This window comes from Amycolatopsis sp. NPDC003676 (genome assembly GCF_053587275.1).
In genome coordinates this window covers 14,229-31,736 of the sequence record NZ_JBSFNS010000096.1, presented here as the reverse complement: position 1 = coordinate 31,736, position 17,508 = coordinate 14,229, and the positions used below count along the sequence as shown (strand labels likewise).

Below are 17,508 nucleotides of genomic sequence, written 5' to 3'. Positions count from 1 at the left end.
GGGGCCCCCTTATTTTTTTTGTCACTTCGGCGGGGGGGTTATTGTCAAGGCGGGAAAGATGCCTTGACAAGCACCCCCGCGCCGTGTTTTTGGCTTCGTATCGGGGTGCGGGGGGTGTGGCTGCCTTGATTGGGTGCATCGGTTGCGGTTCGCGAGGGGGCTGGTTAGCGCCCCGATGTGGCGTTGGGTGCGTCAGATGCACCCAATGTGGCATTCGGTGCGTCACATGCACCCAATGCCACATTGGGGCCCCTCACGGACTGCGGCACGGACGACTGGTGGGGTGGCGACGAGAGTCACAGGTGCGTCCCGCATAGGGCTGAACCCGGTACGTCCAACCAGCGTCCCCGGTACCTCCTGCGTATGGTGACCGCTCGTGAACGGCACTCTCCCTGCCACGTCGTCGGGTTCTGCGCCTGCGGCATCTCGTTCGCGGCATGTCACCGTGCTCCTTCCGGTGCTCGGGTTGATCGTCGTGGCGTTGTGCGGGCTTTTTCTTTTCGGGCTCGCTACTGCGCGCGTGGGGTGGCTGGCGGTCGCGATCGGCGTGGTCGCCGCGTTGCTCCCGGTGGGGGTGGTGGTCGCCGGGTTGCTTTGGGTTGATCGGTGGGAGCCTGAGCCGGCGAAGCTGCTTCTGATCGCTTTTGCTTGGGGCGCTTGCATTGCCACGGTTACCGCCCTGCTGATCAATACCGGGGCCGAGGCGTTCGGTGATCTGCTTCTGGGCGGCGGCAATGGCAGCAAGGTCAGTGCGCTCGTCTCCGCGCCGCTGGTCGAGGAGGCCGCGAAGGGCGTCTTCGTCCTGTTGATCTTCTGGCGGCGCAACGAGGAATTCGACGGGATCGTCGACGGCGTCGTCTACGCGGGGTTCGCGGCCGCTGGGTTTGCCTTCACCGAGAACATCTATTACTTCGGCCGCGCCTTCGCTGACCACGGCTTCGGCAACGGCACCAGCTCCGGAGTGCTCGCCGCTTTCCTCGTGCGGGGCGTGCTTTCGCCGTTCACGCATCCGTTGTTCACCGCTATGACCGGCATCGGGTTCGGGATCGCCGCGCGGTATGCGCAGCGGTGGGTTCGGATTCTTGCTCCGCTGGCCGGGTACCTCGCTGGGGTCTTCTTGCACGCGCTGTGGAACGCCGCGGCCACGCTCAACGGCGGGAAGTCGTTCCTCACGCTGTATTTCCTGGTGATTTTGCCGCTGTTGATCGCCGCGATCTACGTGATCGTGTTGCAGCGGCGGAGAGAACAGCGGATCGTCGCCGCCGCGTTGCCGAAGATGGCGGCGGCGCGGTGGATCGCTCCGTCGGAGATCGATTTGCTTGCCAGCCTGTCTGGGCGGCGCGAATGGCGTAAGCAGGCGCGCAAGCAGTCCGGGCGGGCGGCGGCGCGGGCTGTGGGGCGATATCAGGCGAGCGTGACTGAGCTCGCATTCCTTCGGCGTACCCGGTTGCGCACTGAGCAGGACCGGCAGCGGCAGGAAGAGTTGTTGCAGGCACTGCGGGACGCCCGCGCGGATGCCGTGCGATTGGCGAACAATCGCGACAGTCGGTGAACATTCCCCGTTCGGGGTAGCTCTACCGTGCCAAAAGTGGCGTTCCACCGGGGGATTCGGGCTCTCGCCGACCGCCAGAAGCCGACTGCCAATAAGGTACGGGCGCGATTGGCCGCCCCGGGTGAAGCTGGTCACCCGGGCACCTTGATCCGGCCGGGGCGGGGCTACTCTCGCGCCGTCGTCTGGTACCCGCGACGAAAGAGCGGGACTGGAACGAACATGAGGAGTTTCGAGCCATGAGCGTCCACAGGCGCACGCCATGAACCGGCCGGCCCGCCTTGCCGTGGGCGTCGTTTCCGCCGGCCGCGTGGGCAGTGTCCTCGGTGCGGCATTGGCCAGGGCGGGCCACACCGTCGTCGCCGCGTCGGGGCTGTCCGCCGCTTCGCTGAACCGCGCGGAGCGGCTGCTGCCCGATGTCCCGTTGCTGCCGCCCGACGAGGTCGTGCGGAGAGCCGATCTCGTCCTGCTCGCGTTGCCGGACGACGCGCTCGCGGGCACCGTCCGTGGTCTGGTCGCTACGAATTCCGTTCGCGCGGGCCAGATCGTGGTGCACACCTCGGGCGCGCACGGCATCGACGTGCTGGCCCCGGTCGCGGAAGCCGGTGCGCTGCCGCTCGCGCTGCATCCGGTGCTCACCTTCACCGGCCGCGAGGAAGACCTCGAACGCCTTGTCGCGGCGAGCATCGGCGTCACCGCGGCACCGGACGACGACGCGGCGTGGAACGTCGGGGAGGCGCTCGCCGTCGAGATGGGCGCCGAGCCGGTACGGGTCCCCGAATCCGCGCGGGCGCTGTATCACGCGGCGCTGGCGCACGGCGCGAATCACCTGATGACGCTGGTCGCCGACTGCACCGAAACCCTGCGCGACGCCGGGATCGGGCATCCGGAACGACTCGTCGCACCGCTGCTTTCGGCGGCATTGGACAATGTCCTTCGCCACGGGGACCGCGCCCTCACCGGACCGGTCCCGCGTGGTGATCTCGGCACCGTCCGCAAGCACCTCGACGTGCTCGCGGACCGGGCGCCGCAGATCGCCCCGGCCTACCGGGCGCTGGCCCGGCGCACGGCCGAACGGTCCCGCGCCGCGGGACTGCTCGATCCCGCGGCCGCGGGCGAACTGACCGAGCTTCTCGCCGACCCCGCTGAAGGACAGACCCCGTGACGACACCGAAATTCCAGCGCGGAACGCTCAACACGTTCCAGCCGCCCGAGCACATCAGCAAGGTGAGCTGGGGTCTGCGCAGCGTCGGCCGGAAGGTCGCGCTCGTGCCCACCATGGGCGCGCTGCACGACGGCCACCGGGAACTGCTGCGCCGCGCGAAGCGGCTGCCGAACACCGTTGTCGCCGCGTCGATCTTCGTGAACCCGTTGCAGTTCGGCGAGGGCGAGGACTTCGACGCTTACCCGCGTCAGCTCGAAGCCGACTTGGCGACCTTGTCCGAAGCGGGCGTCGAGCTGGCTTTCACACCGAAAGCCGCGGACCTGTACGCGGACAACGCGATGGTCACCCTGAACCCCGGCCCGCTCGGCGACGAACTCGAGGGGGCCGTCCGGCCCGGGCATTTCGCCGGGGTGCTGACGGTGGTCGCGAAGCTGTTCAACCTGCTGCGCCCGGATTACGCGTTCTTCGGGGAGAAGGACTACCAGCAGCTGGTGCTGATCAAGCGGATGGTGGCGGACCTGAACATCGACACCCGCGTCATCGGGGTGCCGACCGTCCGGGAACGGGACGGCCTCGCGTTGTCCTCGCGCAACGTCTACCTGACGCCGGAACAGAGGGAAGACGCCGTGGTGCTGTCGTCCGCGTTGTCGGCGGGAGCGCACGTCGGGCGGGACGGAGCGGAGGCCGTGCTGGAAATGGCGCGGAAGACGCTCGCGGCCCGTCCCCAGGTGGAAGTGGATTACCTGGAATTGAGGGGAACCGATTTGGGGCCGGCGCCCGTCGACGGAGAGGCGCGGTTGCTGGTCGCGGCCCGGGTGGGGAGTACCCGGCTGATCGACAACGCGGGAGTGCTGCTCGGAAAAGCCGTGGAACATCCGAGCGGGGATCCGGACGCAGGGGAATAGGGAGAGTCCACGATGTATCGCACGATGCTGAAATCGAAGATCCACCGGGCCACGGTGACCCAGGCCGACCTGCACTACGTGGGTTCGGTCACGGTCGACGAGGACCTCATGGAAGCCGCCGATCTGCTCGAGGGCGAGCAGGTGTCCATTGTGGACGTCACCAACGGCGCGCGGCTGGAAACCTACGTCATCACCGGCGAGCGCGGCAGCGGCGTGCTCGGCATCAACGGAGCCGCCGCGCATCTGGTGCACCCGGGCGACCTCGTGATCCTGATCGCTTACGGGCAGATGGACGACGCCGAGGCGCGCGCCTACCGGCCGCGAGTGATCTTTGTGGACGATTACAACCGGATCGTCGAGCGCGGGCACGACCCCGCGCACGCGCCGGACGGATCGGGTCTGCTGAGCGGCACGGTCACCCTGCCCGAAGAGGACACGATGACCTTCCCGGTGGCCGAAACCGCGGACGCGCGCCGGCTCGACGCGTTGCTGCACGCCGAAAACTGACCTTTCCCGGCGGCGGTCGCGAGCCGCAGTAAGGAAGACCTCGTTGCTGCTCACTGTCGACGTCGGCAACACCAACATCGTGCTCGGCCTCTACCAAGGCGCCGAGCTGGTCGGTGATTGGCGGATGCGCACCGACGCGCGGATGACCGCGGACGAACTCGCGCTCACCGTGCGCGGGCTGCTCGGCCCGCACGCCGACGCGGTCACCGGGATCAGCGCACTGTCCACAGTGCCCGCGGTGCTGCGCGAATTGCGGGTGATGCTCGGCCGCTATTACGCGCGGGTGCCGAAGATCGTGGTCGAGCCCGGCGTGCGCACCGGGGTCGCGCTGCTGGTGGACAATCCGAAGGAAGTCGGCGCGGACCGGCTCGTGAACACCCTTGCCGCGCACCATTTGCACGCCACGGCGTGCGTGGTGGTCGATTTCGGCACGTCTACAAATGTCGACGCGATCTCGGCCCGGGGCGAATTCCTCGGCGGGGCGTTCGCCCCGGGCATCGAGATCTCGGTGGACGCGCTCGCCGCCCGCGCGGCCGCGCTGCGGAAGGTGGAACTCGTCCCGCCGCGTTCGGTGATCGGCAAGAACACCGTGGAATGCCTGCAGTCCGGCATTCTGTACGGCTTCGCGGGCCAGGTCGACGGGCTCGTCCGGCGGATCGTGCGGGAATTGCGGGCCGACAGCTCGGATCCGGTGACGGTGATCGCCACCGGCGGGCTCGCCCCGTTGGTACTGGGCGAATCCGAGACGATCAAGGAGCACGTGCCGGACCTGACGCTGCTCGGCCTGCGGCTGGTGTACGAACGGAATGTGCGTTAGCCGACCTGCTCGGCGAGGTAATCCTCGAAAGTGCGGACGCCGGTGTCCGCGTCGAGGTTGAGATTGCCGTCCGCGCGATAGACCTTTCCCGCCGCACCGGGAACGCGCATGGGCATTTTCATCCGCCGCCGTCCGCGAGCCTGCAAGTACTTGTCGACCAGCTCGCCCATGGCGTACACCTTGGGGCCAGCCAAATCCCGTACCCGACCGGCCGGTTCGCCGAGCGCCAGCCGCGCGATCCGCTCGGCCACGTCGCGGGCGTCGACCGGCTGGAAATTGACCCCGGGCACCGGCACGATCGGCAGTTTCGCCACGGCCTGCACGGCATTGAGGCAGAAGCCGTGGAACTGGGCCGCGCGCAGGATGGTCGAGGGCACTTCCGCCGCGGCGACGAGGTTTTCGGCTTCGTGCTTGCGGCGGAAATAGCCGAGCGGCACCGCGTCCGCGGCGATCACCGAAATGAAAACCAGATGGCCGACTCCGGCGCGCTCGGCGGCCCGGACAAGATTCGCCGTCGCCACGTCGTCGCCCTTCGGGCCGCCTGCCAGGTGCACGACCACGTCAGCGCCGTCGACTGCCGGGGCCAGGCCTTCGCCGGTCATCAGGTCGCAGGCGAACCGGTCGGGGCCGTTCGCGTTCCGGCTGAGGATGCGCACCTTCGCGTCGCCGAGTGCGGGAACGACCAGCTTGCCGAGAGTTCCGGTGCCGCCGGTGACCAAGATCGTCGTCATGACAATTCCTTCCGGGTAAAGTGCCGCTGGGTCGGGCACTGGGGGTGTCCTACTGGGATGAACCCGCCCGTGGCAGGAATGTGACAGCGCGGCCTCCGGCCGCTCCGTTGAGGGCGGCGGTGGGGCGGGGAGGGGTGACAAGTGGATGACCGAGACCTGCTCGCGGTCCGATTCGAGGAAGAGCGTCCACGACTTCGCGGGGTCGCTTACCGCATGCTCGGCTCGCTCAGCGAAGCCGACGATGCCGTGCAAGAAGCCTGGTTGCGCGCGGACGGCGCGGACATTTCCGAAGTGCGGAATCTGCCCGCCTGGCTCACCACAGTGGTGGCGCGGGTGTGCCTGAACCTGTTGCGCACGCGCGAACGCCGCCGTGAGGACTCGCTGGACGCGTTCCCGCTCGACCGCGGAGACGACGGCGCGGATCTCGCCGAAGAAGCCCAGTTGGCCGATTCCGTCGGGCTGGCGATGCTGGTAGTGCTCGACGTCCTGGGCCCGGCCGAGCGGATCGCGTTCGTGCTGCACGACATGTTCGCCGTGCCTTTCGAGGACGTCGCGCAGATCCTCGACCGCAGCCCGGCTGCGGTCCGGCAGTTGGCCAGCCGGGCCCGTCGCCGGGTGCGTGGCGGAGAAGCCGGGCCGGCCGATGCGAGCAAACGGCGCGGGGTTGTCGAGGCTTATTTGGCCGCTGCTCGCGAGGGAGACTTCGCGGGACTGTTGAAAGTGCTCGATCCAGACGTCGTGCTGCACTCGGACACCGGCGCGGCACCGGTGGTGCTGCGCGGTGTCCGAGCCGTCAGCAAGGGCGCGCTGCTCGCTTCGGAAGTCGCGCGCAGCACGCAGGTCGCGTTGGTCGACGGCGGCCCCGGCCTGGTGCTCGCCCCGCGCGGCCGGCTGGCCGTGGTCCTCAATTTCGTTTTCGACGGCGACCTGATTACCGGGATCGACGTGATTTCCGCGCCGGAGCGGCTGCGCGGGCTGGAGATCGCGCTCGGATGAAGATCAGTGGAACAGTTTCAGCCCGACGACCCCGGCGACAATCAGCACGAGGCAGGTGATCCGGCCGACGGTGAGCGGATCGTTCATCGCGACGATCCCGTATACCGCGGTCCCCACCGCGCCGATGCCGACCCACACCGCGTATCCGGTGCCGAGCGGAATTTCGCGCAAGGAATACGCGAGACCGGACATGCTGAGCAGCAGTGCGCCGCCGAACAGCACGCTCGGCCAGAGCTTGCTGAAGCCTTTCGAGGCGCCGAGCGCCGCGGCCCACACGGTTTCGAGAAATCCGGAAACGACAAGAACGAGCCAGGCCATGATCAAGAACCTTTCGCAGTGACGGATGCGTTCACTGCGCCGTCTTGTCGTGACCGGGTACGACGCGCTCGTCCGGGGCGGAACACCGCCACTTCCGAAATTAGCACCGAACGGACCCGCCGAGGTGGTGATTTCGGTCGCCGCTTCAGCTCCGCCGAGCCCGCAGAACCGTGGTGACCAGCGGGTAATCGAATTCGCCGGTTCCGGCCTCTGGAACAGTTTCCAGGTACGCCCTGGCTTGCGCGAGCAGCCGGTCGCGCTCGTCGGGGGAGGCGATCAGCAGATGCGAATGCGTGGCCACGGTCGCCAGCAGCGAGTCGATCGAGCGCCGGTGCGCGTGGGCGAACCGGTCCTGTTCGAACGGGCCGAAGCCGTCCACGCGCAGCGTTTGCTCGGAGCCGGCGAACCCGCGGCTGACGTCGGTCCGGATCAGCCGGGCGAATTCGCGCGCCCACGGCACCGATTCGTCGTCGTGATTCCACAGCGCCACCAAGGCTCCGCCCGGCCGCAGGACCCGGCGGATCTGCGCGAACGCCGCCGCTAAATCGAACCAGTGCATGGCCTGGCCGACGAACACCGCGTCGGCCGATTCGTCCGGCAGCCGGATGTCCTCGGCCTTGCCCAGCAGCGCGGGAACGTCCGGAAGCCGCCTGGACAGTTCGGCGAGCATGCCTGGATCGGGTTCCACCGCGGTCACCGAGCGGCCGAGATCGACGAGTCCCTCGGTGAGTTTTCCCGTGCCCGCCGCGAGGTCCAGCACGTCGCGGACCGGCCGGTTCGCTCCGGACATACCCCATTCGAGTGCCGCTCGAGGATAGTCAGGCCGGTGCCGGGCGTAGGCGCTCGCCTGGTCCCCGAACGAAGAAGCCCGCCGGGCGTGCAGTTCCGCGTCAGTGCCGGGATCGCTCACGAGTAACCACCCTAATACCGTGAGTGCCCCGGAAGGGGAATCCGGTTGACGCGGTTCACCAGCGGCTTCGTACGCTATGGCCATGACCGAATTCCCCGCGTCCGACGCACTGCCCGATGACGACCTGCCCGAACAGATGCGGGTGCGCCGGGACAAGCGCGACCGGATAATCGCGGAGGGTGCCGATCCTTACCCGGTAGAGGTTCCGCGTACGCACACTCTCGCGCAGATCCGTGCCGAACATTCCGGTCTCGAAGCCGACACCAGCACCGGTCAGTCGGTCGGCGTCACCGGTCGCGTCATGTTTCTCCGCAATACGGGCAAACTGTGTTTCGCCACTCTTCGTGAGGGCGACGGCACGGAACTGCAGGCGATGCTGAGTCTCGCGCAGGTCGGGCCCGAGTCTCTCGCCTCGTGGAAGTCCGATGTCGATCTCGGCGATCACGTATTCGTGCACGGCGAGGTGATCACCTCGAAGCGCGGCGAGCTTTCCGTGCTGGCCGACAGCTGGCAGATGGCGGCGAAGTCGCTGCGCCCGCTGCCGGTGGCGTTCAAGGAGCTGGCGGAGGAAACGCGAATCCGCCAGCGTTATGTCGATCTGATTATGCGGCCGAAGGCGCGCGACGTGGTGCGGACGCGCTCGGGCGTGATGCGTTCGCTGCGGGAGTCGTTCCACCGCCGAGGATTCACCGAGGTCGAGACGCCGATGCTGCAGACGCTGCACGGCGGGGCCGCGGCCCGGCCGTTCGTCACGCATTCCAATGCCTTCGACCTCGAGCTGTTCCTGCGCATCGCGCCGGAGCTGTACCTCAAGCGCTGTGTGGTCGGCGGGATCGAGAAGGTTTTCGAGATCAACCGGAACTTCCGCAACGAGGGCAGCGACTCCTCGCACTCGCCGGAGTTCGCGATGCTCGAGTACTACGAGGCGTACGCCACTTACGACACGAATGCCGTGATGACCCGCGAACTCATCCAGGAGGCCGCGGAGAACGTGCTCGGCACCCAGGTGGTCACTCTCGCCGACGGAACCGAGTACGACCTTTCCGGCGAATGGACGACACTCGGCATGTACGAGTCGCTCTCGGAAGCGCTCGGCGAGGAAGTGACGCCGGATACTCCCGCCGAAGCACTGCACAAGATCGCCGCGGCGCGCGAGATCGAGGTGGATCCCAAGCTAGCGCACGGCAAACTCGTCGAAGAACTGTGGGAACATCTCGTCGGCGACGGACTGCACGCGCCCACATTTGTCCGGGATTTCCCGCTCGAGACCTCTCCGCTCACGCGGCAGCACCGCAGCCGCGAGGGCGTGGCCGAGAAGTGGGACCTGTACGTGCGCGGTTTCGAACTCGCGACCGGATACTCCGAGCTGGTGGATCCGGTGGTGGAACGGCAGCGGCTCACCGAACAGGCGCGGCTCGGGGCCGCCGGGGATAGCGAGGCGATGCGTCTCGACGAGGATTTCCTGCGCGCGCTCGAGTACGGAATGCCGCCGAGCGGCGGGGTCGGAATGGGGATCGACCGGCTGCTCATGGCTCTGACCGGGCTCGGTATCCGGGAGACGATCCTCTTCCCGCTCGTGCGACCTGAATAGGACACCGTTCGCCGCACCGGTCGAGATTTTCTCAATGCGGATTTGCCTACGGCCGGACAAGCGGGTATTAATATGGGTGTCAAAGACTTCTGTAGCTCGGGGCTTGCCCCGAAACCAGATCATGTAGCCAGATCATTCGGGTAAGCCCCGCAGGAGGAATCAGATGGCACAGAAGGTGCTTGTCTCTCTGGTCGACGACCTCGACGGCAGTGAGGCGGAAGAGACCGTTGAGTTCGGTTTGGACGGTGTGAGCTACCAGATCGACCTGTCGGGCGAAAACGCCGAGGAGTTGCGGGACGCGCTGGCGCAGTATGTCGAGCACGCCCGCCGTGCCGGCGGCCGCAAGCGCGCGCCGCTGCGTCCGGTGGCGGGCGGCAAGTCCCCGGCCCGCCCGGCCGCGGTCGACCGCGAGCAGAACCAGGCGATTCGCGCGTGGGCCCGCAAGAACGGTTTCCAGGTTTCCGACCGCGGGCGCATCCCGTCGGAGGTCGTCGAGGCTTACCACAAGAAGAACTGACCGGGCATTTCCGGAACTCGCGGATGCGGTCCTCCGGTTAGCGAACCGGGAGAACGCGCCGCGGCGGAGACGGGGGTGTCTTCGCACTCTGCACGCCAAACGGCCGTCGGGAACATTCCCGGCGGCCGTTTGGCGTTCGGTATTAGTTTCCCGGCTTTGCGCCGTCCGGCGTGCACGAGATCAGCCGGCGGGCGGAACGGGCGTACTCCGCGGGAGGGGCTCCGGTCACCGCGCGGAAATCGCGGATGAAGTGAGGTTGGTCGCTATAGCCCAGCCGAGTCGCCAGATCCGCGTAATCCGGAGCGGCCGGTGCGGCCAGTAACCGGGCGGCTTCGTTCAGGCGGTAAATCCGGATCGCCCACTTCGGCGTTGTTCCGACGTGTTCGGCGAACAACCGCTGCACGGCCCGGACCGACAGCCCGAGTGCCGCCGCCAGTTCCGCGACCCTGGTGATCTCGGGATCCGCGGCGATTGTTTCCACCGCCTCGGCGGCCACCCGGGCGCCCGGGAGAATGGGACGACGGCGTGCGATCAGCAAGTTGTCGATTGCAGTGATCATTTCCGCGTCCGTTTCCGCATTCCGGACGGCTTTTTCAGCGACCGCGGCTTCGCGCCCGAAGATCGCGGCGACGTCCTCGGCGCGATCGGCGAGGGTGCGCACCGGGGCGTCGAGGAAGGGGCGGAAACATCCGGGCCGGATCCTGGCCCCGATCCCGTGCACGCGTCCGCTGAGCCGATGCGTGAAAAGCCGGTGCGCCGGACCGTAAACGCCGCACGCGCCGGGGAAGAACGTCACGTGCACCGACAGATTCGGAAGCACGTGCTGTTCGTGCGGCTCGGTCAGGTCCCAGCGCAGTATCCAGTGGTGTTCCACGAAATCGCGCAGTTCCGGGGCGGGCGGATGCCGGGTGATGGTGAACTTGGTGCGAGCCGTCGCCTCGTTCAGGATGCCGCTCGGGATCCGCCGCATGGCTGAAACGCTAGTGCGTCGCGTAATTTCAAGACGGCCGCCGCGCCAGCGTGGTTGGCTCGGGCGCATGTCGAATCACTCCGGACTGCTCGCCCCGGCCGCCGCCGAACTGCGGCGCGTCGCGGCCGCCGCCCCGTCGCTGACCGCGCCCACCGCATGTGCGGACTACGACGTTCGCGGCCTTCTCAACCACCTTTTCTACTGGGGCCCGTGGCTCGCCGCCGCTATCCGGCACGAGCCTTACGAACCGCCCGCGCCGAGCGAAGCCGAAGCGTCGCTCGTCGGCGACGATTGGCCGAAGGCGCTCGAAGCGTTGACCGACGACGTGGTCGCGGCGCTCACTCCGCCGGAGGCGTGGACCGGCACCATCGCCTTCGGCGGATCCGAACTGCCCGCCGCGGTCGTCGGGGACATGGTGCTCGGCGAATTCGTCGTGCACGCCTGGGATCTCACGCGGGCGAGCGGCGTGGAGCTGAACTGTCCGGACGAAGCCGCTGAAGTGATTCTCGCGTTCGCGGCCGGAATGGGCGAGGAGGCCCGCAAGGGCGGCGTTTTCGGACCCGAAGTCGCGGTGCCGGAAACCGCGCCGGTGCTGCACCGGGCGCTGGGCGCGACGGGCCGGGACCCGTACGCCTGATATTTCACTCGATGGAGATCAACGAGGGCAGATTCGCGGACAGCTTTCGCACTCCGCTTCGCCGGGCAGCAGATAGGAGAAGCAACAGCTCTCCCGACGGCGCTCCCAAACCCGGCGGCCGTCCTCGTTGAGCCCCATGCGCAAGGTGGACGCCGAGGTCAGCGGGCGGTACTGCGCGTCGAGCACCAATGCCGCGTCCGCGACGCCAGCGCCTTCGGCCTCGGCTGTCCCGCCTTGTTTGCCCACCCGCCACAGCGCGCCGTCCAGGGCGTCTGTGGCGGCCGCCCAGAGCATGCGGCGGCCGAGCCGGGTGCCAGGGGCGTAGGCGCGGACGAAACGAGCAGCGTGGCCGACGAACTGCGCGCGCAGCACGGCGGCCAGCGCGCGTTCGTCGCGCACGACGGTGGCCTCAGGGCGAGCGCTGCCCGGGTCTGTCGGCAGGCAGTAGAAGGTGTCGCTGAGGATGGCCATGCCCTCCGGATGCGGCCGGTCGGGGCCGAGGCCGAACGCGAGCTGCTCCGGCTTCAGCGACGGCACGCGACGCTCGTGGTGCAGCAGCAGCGCGCCCACGTACGCGGGGACGTACAGGTACCAAGACATCACGTAGCTGGCTGCTGTCCGCGCTGGTGCGGTGCCGTGCTGGTCGAGGAGCCAGTCGGTCAGCCGGGAGCGCCATTCGGCGAACAGCGCGGGCTGTTCCAGGAGGTCAGCGCAGCGAAACCAGCCCTCGGGGGCGTCGCGGCGCAGGTCGTGCCGGGCGCTGGCGCGCAGCAGGGAGGACGCGAGCCCGTCGCCGATCTCGCGGGCGTCGTCGCGCGAGCGCTGCGGGTTCACCCGGCTCACCCCCGTCCTGATCTTGATTAGGCGTGCCTAACCTTACATACGGAGCGGGATTGCGCCAATCGGGTGGCCACAGGGTGAGACCACCCGGACGCGCGGGGGTGTTCGCGCTGAGCGGACAGGGGTGCCCGGGCGGAATCCTGATCCGGTCCCGTACGTTCGAGAGGGAGTAAAGGTGCAGCGCAACCGGATGAACAGCGGTGACCGACCGGGTCGCCGTCCGGGTGCGAACGGGCCGCCGGAAGTCGTAGTGGTACGCAAGCGCGACCGCTTGGCTACTAGAGTGGTCTCACGGTGCTGTCCGCCGTGGACGCGATCCACGGAGGTTACGGGCCGCCGACGCAGCAGTCGAGGGAGTGCGCATGTTTGAGAGGTTCACCGACCGCGCGAGGCGGGTGGTCGTCCTGGCCCAAGAAGAGGCCCGGATGCTCAACCACAACTACATCGGCACCGAGCACATCCTCCTGGGTCTGATCCACGAGGGTGAGGGTGTCGCCGCCAAGGCGCTGGAGTCGCTGGGCATCGCCCTCGAGGGCGTGCGCCAGCAGGTCGAGGAGATCATCGGCCAGGGCCAGCAGGCGCCGAGCGGGCACATCCCGTTCACGCCGCGGGCGAAGAAGGTGCTGGAGCTGTCGCTGCGCGAGGCGCTGCAGCTCGGCCACAACTACATCGGCACGGAGCACATCCTGCTCGGCCTGATCCGCGAGGGCGAGGGCGTCGCCGCCCAGGTGCTCGTGAAGCTGGGCGCGGACCTCAACCGGGTCCGCCAGCAGGTGCTGCAGCTCCTGTCGGGCTACCAGACCGGCGAGAAGTCCACCGAGAGCGGCTCCGGCCGCGGCGAGGGCACGCCGTCCTCCTCGCTGGTGCTCGACCAGTTCGGCCGCAACATGACCGTGCTCGCCCGCGAGGGCAAGCTCGACCCGGTCATCGGGCGCGGCAAGGAGATCGAGCGGGTCATGCAGGTGCTGTCCCGCCGGACCAAGAACAACCCGGTGCTCATCGGCGAGCCGGGCGTCGGCAAGACCGCCGTCGTCGAGGGCCTTGCCCAGAGCATCGTCAAGGGCGAGGTGCCCGAGACGCTCAAGGACAAGCAGCTCTACACCCTCGACCTGGGCTCGCTGGTCGCGGGCTCGCGCTACCGCGGTGACTTCGAAGAGCGCCTGAAGAAGGTGCTCAAGGAGATCAAGACCCGCGGCGACATCATTCTGTTCATCGACGAGCTGCACACGCTCGTCGGCGCGGGCGCGGCCGAGGGCGCGATCGACGCGGCGTCGATCCTGAAGCCGATGCTGGCCCGCGGCGAGCTGCAGACGATCGGCGCGACCACGCTCGAGGAGTACCGCAAGTACATCGAGAAGGACGCCGCGCTGGAGCGCCGCTTCCAGCCGATCCAGGTGGGCGAGCCGTCGCTCGAGCACACGATCGAGATCCTCAAGGGCCTGCGCGACCGGTACGAGGCGCACCACCGCGTCTCGATCACCGACTCGGCGCTGGTCGCGGCCGCCACGCTGGCTGACCGCTACATCAACGACCGGTTCCTGCCGGACAAGGCGATCGACCTGATCGACGAGGCCGGTGCCCGGATGCGCATCCGCCGGATGACCGCTCCGCCGGACCTGCGCGAGTTCGACGAGAAGATCGCCGACGTCCGCCGGGACAAGGAGTCCGCGATCGACGCGCAGGACTTCGAGCGGGCCGCGCGCCTTCGCGACGAGGAGAAGCAGCTCCTCGGCCAGAAGGGCGAGCGCGAGAAGCAGTGGAAGGACGGCGACCTCGACGTCGTCGCCGAGGTGGACGACGAGCAGATCGCGGAGGTGCTGGCCAACTGGACCGGCATCCCGGTGTTCAAGCTCACCGAGGAGGAGACCACCCGGCTGCTGCGCATGGAGGACGAACTCCACAAGCGCATCATCGGCCAGGAGGACGCGGTCAAGGCCGTCTCCCAGGCGATCCGCCGTACGCGTGCGGGTCTGAAGGACCCGAAGCGCCCGTCCGGTTCGTTCATCTTCGCCGGCCCGTCCGGTGTCGGTAAGACCGAGCTGTCGAAGGCGCTGGCGTCCTTCCTGTTCGGCGAGGACGACGCGCTCATCCAGATCGACATGGGCGAGTTCCACGACCGCTACACCGCTTCGCGGCTCTTCGGCGCCCCTCCGGGCTACGTCGGCTACGAAGAGGGCGGGCAGCTGACCGAGAAGGTGCGGCGCAAGCCGTTCTCGGTGGTGCTTTTCGACGAGATCGAAAAGGCGCACCAGGAGATCTACAACACCCTCCTGCAGGTGCTCGAAGACGGCCGCCTCACCGACGGCCAGGGCCGTACGGTCGACTTCAAGAACACCGTGCTGATCTTCACCTCGAACCTGGGCACCTCGGACATCTCGAAGTCCGTGAGCCTCGGCTTCTCCTCCGGAGCGGATTCGACGAACCGCTACGAGAAGATGAAGCAGAAGGTCAACGAGGAAATGAAGAAGCATTTCCGCCCGGAGTTCCTGAACCGGATCGACGACATCATCGTCTTCCACCAGCTCAACCAGGAACAGATCATCCAGATGGTGGACCTGATGATCGGCCGGGTCGAGACGCAGCTCAAGGCCAAGGACATGGAGATCGAGCTCACCGAAAAGGCGAAGGCGCTGCTGGCCAAGCGCGGCTTCGACCCGGTGCTCGGCGCCCGGCCGCTGCGTCGCACGATCCAGCGCGAGATCGAGGACCAGCTGTCGGAGAAGATTCTCTTCGGCGAGGTCGAAGCGGGTCAGATCATCGTGGTCGACGTCGAAGGCTGGAGCGGCAACCCCGAGGACCGCGACGACGAGGCGCACTTCACCTTCCGCGGTGAGAAGCGTCCGTCCTCGGTCCCCGACGCCCCGCCGGTGAGCATCGGCGCCGCGGAAAACGGCGAGTCCGAGAACGAGTGAAGTAGCTAGAGAAAAAGGGCGGCTCCCAGCTTTGGGGGCCGCCCTTTTCTCTATTGTCGGGTGATGGGGTCTTCTAGGATTTCGCAGCACGCCGCGGCGAGCACCGCGCTTTTGCTCCTGAGCGACCGCCAGCTCACCGAGCGGCTGGAGGCAGCTGAAGTCCTGTCCGAGGGAATCGGCGGCACTGGCGCCCGGCTGGACGTAGACGGGGTCCCGGTGTTCGCGAAGCGGGTGCCGCTTACCGCGCTGGAGCGGCAGCATCCGCATTCCACCGCCAATCTGTATGGCCTGCCTGCCTTTTGCCATTACGGCCTTGGTTCGCCGGAGGGCTCGGCTTGGCGGGAGCTGGCGCTGCACGTGATGGCCAACGGGTGGGTCCTGAGCGGTCAGTGCGAGAACTTCCCCTTGCTGCATCACTGGCGAGTGCTGCCGGTCCTCTCGGGACGGGTGCCGGATCGCCCGATGGAAGAGGACGTGGAGTACTGGGGCGGTTCTTCCGCGGTCCGGCGTCGGCTCACGGAGCTGCGGGATGCTTCGTCGAGCGTTGTGCTGTTCTGCGAGTATTTCCCGACTAATGTGCATCGATGGTTGCCGGGGCATCTGGATCAGGCTGAACGTGTTGCGGCACAGGTCGGTGAGACGCTCTCGTTCCTTCGTGCGCAAGGAGTTCTGCACTTCGACAACCACTTCGAGAACTTCCTGACCGATGGCGATCGGTTTGTGCTGACTGATTTTGGTCTGGCATTCGCGCGTCGGTTCGACCTGAGTGAGGAGGAGTTGGCGTTCGCGGATCTGAATGCGGAGCATGACCGGGCTTATGGGTCGATGTACTTGGTGAACTGGCTGGTGACCGAGGTTCACGGGACCTGGGACCGAGCCAGCCGCCTGGCCGCGGTCCGGCGGGCGACTGCTGGGGAGCTCGTGTTGCCTTCGCCGATCGCTGAGGTGGTGGCGCGACATGCTTCTGTGGCGGTGGAGATGAATGACTTTTACACGCGGCTTCAGGAGGACCGGGAGACGCGTTTTCCGGCGGAGCTTTTCGCGGGGTAGTCCGCGGTTACTGGTCGAACGCGATCTCGCGGCAGTGTTCGGCGATTCGCTCAGCGAAGGCGGGACAGTCGGATTTCACCAGTGCACCAGCGAAGTCCAGGTGTGTGCGACCAATCCCGGAGAAGTACCGGATCTGCCTGCGCAGTGTGGCGCGGACGAGCCGTGGCGACGAATCGTCGATGAGCAGGAAGAACTCGTCCGGGGTGTAGATCTCGTAATCGAGCGTGTCTCGTACTGCCGTCGGCAGGTCGGTGAACCCGTGGTCAAGGCTGACGACACAATCTATCGATCCGGCGATCGCGGCCGCGTGGATGTGCCGGTCGAACGGGTCAGTCAGCACGACGGCGTCCTGTCCGGATGGGTAATCGTCGATGCGGCCGTCCATCGTCCCGGCGATCGCGTCGCGGATTTTGGTGATTTCGGTTCCGGTGAGGCCGGGATTGCGGCGTCGGATGCTCTGGATGGTCTCGGCAAGAATGTCTTCCGTGTAGAAAACGTGGAACATGCTTGCGTTTCCCGTGTCCTTCAGCAGAAGCAGCCAATCCCGGAGTGTTCTGGCGTGCAGGACGTTGGCATCGGGAAGCACGCGAGTTGGCATCGCACCACGATACGAGGACGGAAGTTCCGCGGTGCGGCCTCCTGTTCGATTCTGACTATTCGATGCCGAGCCGGTCTTCGATCGCGAGCAATTCGTTCAACGCGTCTCGTTGTTTGCGCAGTCGTTCCCGGCGGAAGGCGAGGACGTCGTCGCGGCGGAGTTTGGTGTGGCTGCCGGTTCGGGTGCTGGGCAGGTCGCCGGCGCGGACGTGTTTCATCAGCGTGGTCCGGGAGATTCCGAGCAACTCCGCGGCCACCGTCGTGGTGATGATTTCCGGCATCGCGCCGACGGTCACCGTTCCGCCTTCGGCGACGACGGCGATGATCTGGCGCAGCAGGTCGCGGATCTCGCCGCCCAGTTCGACGCCGTCCAGCGTGACCTGGCTGCCTGCTTCGGCGATCAGTTCCGCGGCGGCGTGGGCCTCTTGCTGTGCGCGCGGGGTCGCGAACAGCGACTCTCGTGCGGTGGTGGTCGGCGTCATGGTCTCTCCGCTTC

Annotated in this window: 17 protein-coding genes, 1 pseudogene and 1 riboswitch; of the genes and pseudogenes, 11 read left to right on the top strand and 7 right to left on the bottom strand. The window is 67.4% G+C overall.

Annotated features, from left to right (window positions below):
- The first annotated feature begins 445 nt into the window (after positions 1-445).
- The 5 genes and pseudogenes from ACWDNU_RS35610 to ACWDNU_RS35590 all read left to right on the top strand — a co-directional run bounded on the left by ACWDNU_RS35610 (position 446) and on the right by ACWDNU_RS35590 (position 4,943).
- Positions 446-1,552 (top strand): PrsW family intramembrane metalloprotease, encoded by a 1,107-nt coding sequence (locus ACWDNU_RS35610; RefSeq protein ID WP_344266683.1) that lies wholly within the window; start codon positions 446-448, stop codon positions 1,550-1,552.
- A gap of 247 nt (positions 1,553-1,799) precedes the next feature.
- Positions 1,800-2,714, top strand: a pseudogene (locus tag ACWDNU_RS35605) (Rossmann-like and DUF2520 domain-containing protein); the annotation flags it as partial.
- Positions 2,711-3,619, top strand: a complete 909-nt coding sequence (gene panC, locus ACWDNU_RS35600) for a pantoate--beta-alanine ligase (protein WP_370933609.1) — start codon at positions 2,711-2,713, stop codon at positions 3,617-3,619. The pseudogene ACWDNU_RS35605 and the gene panC, both read left to right, overlap by 4 nt.
- Positions 3,620-3,631: 12 nt before the next feature.
- Positions 3,632-4,126 carry an aspartate 1-decarboxylase gene (panD, locus tag ACWDNU_RS35595; RefSeq protein WP_009084286.1) on the top strand — a complete coding sequence of 165 codons (495 nt, stop codon included), beginning with the start codon at positions 3,632-3,634 and terminating at the stop codon, positions 4,124-4,126.
- A gap of 43 nt (positions 4,127-4,169) precedes the next feature.
- The gene (locus ACWDNU_RS35590; protein ID WP_449672112.1) at positions 4,170-4,943 is read left to right on the top strand and encodes a type III pantothenate kinase; all 774 of its coding nucleotides are present in this window, start codon (positions 4,170-4,172) and stop codon (positions 4,941-4,943) included.
- On the opposite strand, the gene ACWDNU_RS35585 is transcribed toward ACWDNU_RS35590, so the two are convergent.
- A complete protein-coding gene (locus tag ACWDNU_RS35585) occupies positions 4,940-5,674 on the bottom strand; it encodes an SDR family oxidoreductase (protein WP_449672111.1) in 735 nt (244 codons plus the stop codon). The two genes, ACWDNU_RS35590 and ACWDNU_RS35585, sit on opposite strands and share 4 nt — an antisense overlap.
- A gap of 141 nt (positions 5,675-5,815) precedes the next feature.
- Here ACWDNU_RS35585 and ACWDNU_RS35580 point away from each other — a divergent pair, with 141 nt between their 5' ends.
- A complete protein-coding gene (locus tag ACWDNU_RS35580) occupies positions 5,816-6,670 on the top strand; it encodes a sigma-70 family RNA polymerase sigma factor (RefSeq protein WP_449672110.1) in 855 nt (284 codons plus the stop codon).
- Between the two features lie 3 nt (positions 6,671-6,673).
- On the opposite strand, the gene ACWDNU_RS35575 is transcribed toward ACWDNU_RS35580, so the two are convergent.
- Both ACWDNU_RS35575 and ACWDNU_RS35570 read right to left on the bottom strand, forming a co-directional pair.
- Positions 6,674-6,988: a DMT family transporter gene (locus ACWDNU_RS35575; protein ID WP_067576886.1), complete on the bottom strand. Its 315-nt coding sequence runs from the start codon at positions 6,986-6,988 to the stop codon at positions 6,674-6,676.
- A gap of 33 nt (positions 6,989-7,021) precedes the next feature.
- A riboswitch (guanidine-III (ykkC-III) riboswitch) is annotated at positions 7,022-7,083 on the bottom strand.
- A 50-nt stretch (positions 7,084-7,133) separates the two neighbouring features.
- Positions 7,134-7,898 carry a class I SAM-dependent methyltransferase gene (locus tag ACWDNU_RS35570; protein WP_449672109.1) on the bottom strand — a complete coding sequence of 255 codons (765 nt, stop codon included), beginning with the start codon at positions 7,896-7,898 and terminating at the stop codon, positions 7,134-7,136.
- A gap of 82 nt (positions 7,899-7,980) precedes the next feature.
- Here ACWDNU_RS35570 and lysS point away from each other — a divergent pair, with 82 nt between their 5' ends.
- Positions 7,981-9,489 carry a lysine--tRNA ligase gene (gene lysS / locus ACWDNU_RS35565; protein ID WP_449672108.1) on the top strand — a complete coding sequence of 503 codons (1,509 nt, stop codon included), beginning with the start codon at positions 7,981-7,983 and terminating at the stop codon, positions 9,487-9,489.
- Positions 9,490-9,652: 163 nt separating this feature from the next.
- A complete protein-coding gene (locus ACWDNU_RS35560) occupies positions 9,653-10,006 on the top strand; it encodes a histone-like nucleoid-structuring protein Lsr2 (RefSeq protein ID WP_009084272.1) in 354 nt (117 codons plus the stop codon).
- A 142-nt stretch (positions 10,007-10,148) separates the two neighbouring features.
- On the opposite strand, the gene ACWDNU_RS35555 is transcribed toward ACWDNU_RS35560, so the two are convergent.
- On the bottom strand, positions 10,149-10,976 hold the full coding sequence (locus tag ACWDNU_RS35555; RefSeq protein ID WP_449672107.1) for an AraC family transcriptional regulator: 828 nt from the start codon (positions 10,974-10,976) through the stop codon (positions 10,149-10,151).
- A gap of 67 nt (positions 10,977-11,043) precedes the next feature.
- On the opposite strand from ACWDNU_RS35555, the gene ACWDNU_RS35550 reads away from it, so the two are divergent.
- Positions 11,044-11,613, top strand: a complete 570-nt coding sequence (locus ACWDNU_RS35550) for a TIGR03086 family metal-binding protein (protein WP_370933615.1) — start codon at positions 11,044-11,046, stop codon at positions 11,611-11,613.
- An 18-nt stretch (positions 11,614-11,631) separates the two neighbouring features.
- Here ACWDNU_RS35550 and ACWDNU_RS35545 read toward each other — a convergent pair whose 3' ends face one another.
- The gene (locus ACWDNU_RS35545; protein WP_449672106.1) at positions 11,632-12,447 is read right to left on the bottom strand and encodes a (2Fe-2S)-binding protein; all 816 of its coding nucleotides are present in this window, start codon (positions 12,445-12,447) and stop codon (positions 11,632-11,634) included.
- A 368-nt stretch (positions 12,448-12,815) separates the two neighbouring features.
- Here ACWDNU_RS35545 and ACWDNU_RS35540 point away from each other — a divergent pair, with 368 nt between their 5' ends.
- Both ACWDNU_RS35540 and ACWDNU_RS35535 read left to right on the top strand, forming a co-directional pair.
- The gene (locus ACWDNU_RS35540; RefSeq protein ID WP_370933617.1) at positions 12,816-15,365 is read left to right on the top strand and encodes an ATP-dependent Clp protease ATP-binding subunit; all 2,550 of its coding nucleotides are present in this window, start codon (positions 12,816-12,818) and stop codon (positions 15,363-15,365) included.
- 111 nt (positions 15,366-15,476) lie between these two features.
- Positions 15,477-16,415, top strand: coding sequence for a hypothetical protein (locus ACWDNU_RS35535; RefSeq protein ID WP_449672105.1), 939 nt, complete (start codon positions 15,477-15,479; stop codon positions 16,413-16,415).
- Between the two features lie 7 nt (positions 16,416-16,422).
- On the opposite strand, the gene ACWDNU_RS35530 is transcribed toward ACWDNU_RS35535, so the two are convergent.
- A complete protein-coding gene (locus ACWDNU_RS35530) occupies positions 16,423-17,013 on the bottom strand; it encodes a PIN domain-containing protein (protein ID WP_449672104.1) in 591 nt (196 codons plus the stop codon).
- 55 nt (positions 17,014-17,068) lie between these two features.
- Positions 17,069-17,494 carry a helix-turn-helix domain-containing protein gene (locus ACWDNU_RS35525; protein WP_370933620.1) on the bottom strand — a complete coding sequence of 142 codons (426 nt, stop codon included), beginning with the start codon at positions 17,492-17,494 and terminating at the stop codon, positions 17,069-17,071.
- Positions 17,495-17,508: the final 14 nt, after the last annotated feature.

Excerpts from the sequence above, each read along its gene's own strand:
- panD (WP_009084286.1), top strand. The coding sequence starts at position 3,632 with ATGTATCGCACGATGCTGAAATCGAAGATCCACCGGGCCACGGTGACC.
- ACWDNU_RS35585 (WP_449672111.1), bottom strand. The coding sequence starts at position 5,674 with ATGACGACGATCTTGGTCACCGGCGGCACCGGAACTCTCGGCAAGCTG.
- ACWDNU_RS35575 (WP_067576886.1), bottom strand. The coding sequence starts at position 6,988 with ATGGCCTGGCTCGTTCTTGTCGTTTCCGGATTTCTCGAAACCGTGTGG.
- lysS (WP_449672108.1), top strand. The coding sequence starts at position 7,981 with ATGACCGAATTCCCCGCGTCCGACGCACTGCCCGATGACGACCTGCCC.
- ACWDNU_RS35560 (WP_009084272.1), top strand. The coding sequence starts at position 9,653 with ATGGCACAGAAGGTGCTTGTCTCTCTGGTCGACGACCTCGACGGCAGT.
- ACWDNU_RS35555 (WP_449672107.1), bottom strand. The coding sequence starts at position 10,976 with ATGCGGCGGATCCCGAGCGGCATCCTGAACGAGGCGACGGCTCGCACC.
- ACWDNU_RS35550 (WP_370933615.1), top strand. The coding sequence starts at position 11,044 with ATGTCGAATCACTCCGGACTGCTCGCCCCGGCCGCCGCCGAACTGCGG.
- ACWDNU_RS35540 (WP_370933617.1), top strand. The coding sequence starts at position 12,816 with ATGTTTGAGAGGTTCACCGACCGCGCGAGGCGGGTGGTCGTCCTGGCC.
- ACWDNU_RS35530 (WP_449672104.1), bottom strand. The coding sequence starts at position 17,013 with ATGCCAACTCGCGTGCTTCCCGATGCCAACGTCCTGCACGCCAGAACA.
- ACWDNU_RS35525 (WP_370933620.1), bottom strand. The coding sequence starts at position 17,494 with ATGACGCCGACCACCACCGCACGAGAGTCGCTGTTCGCGACCCCGCGC.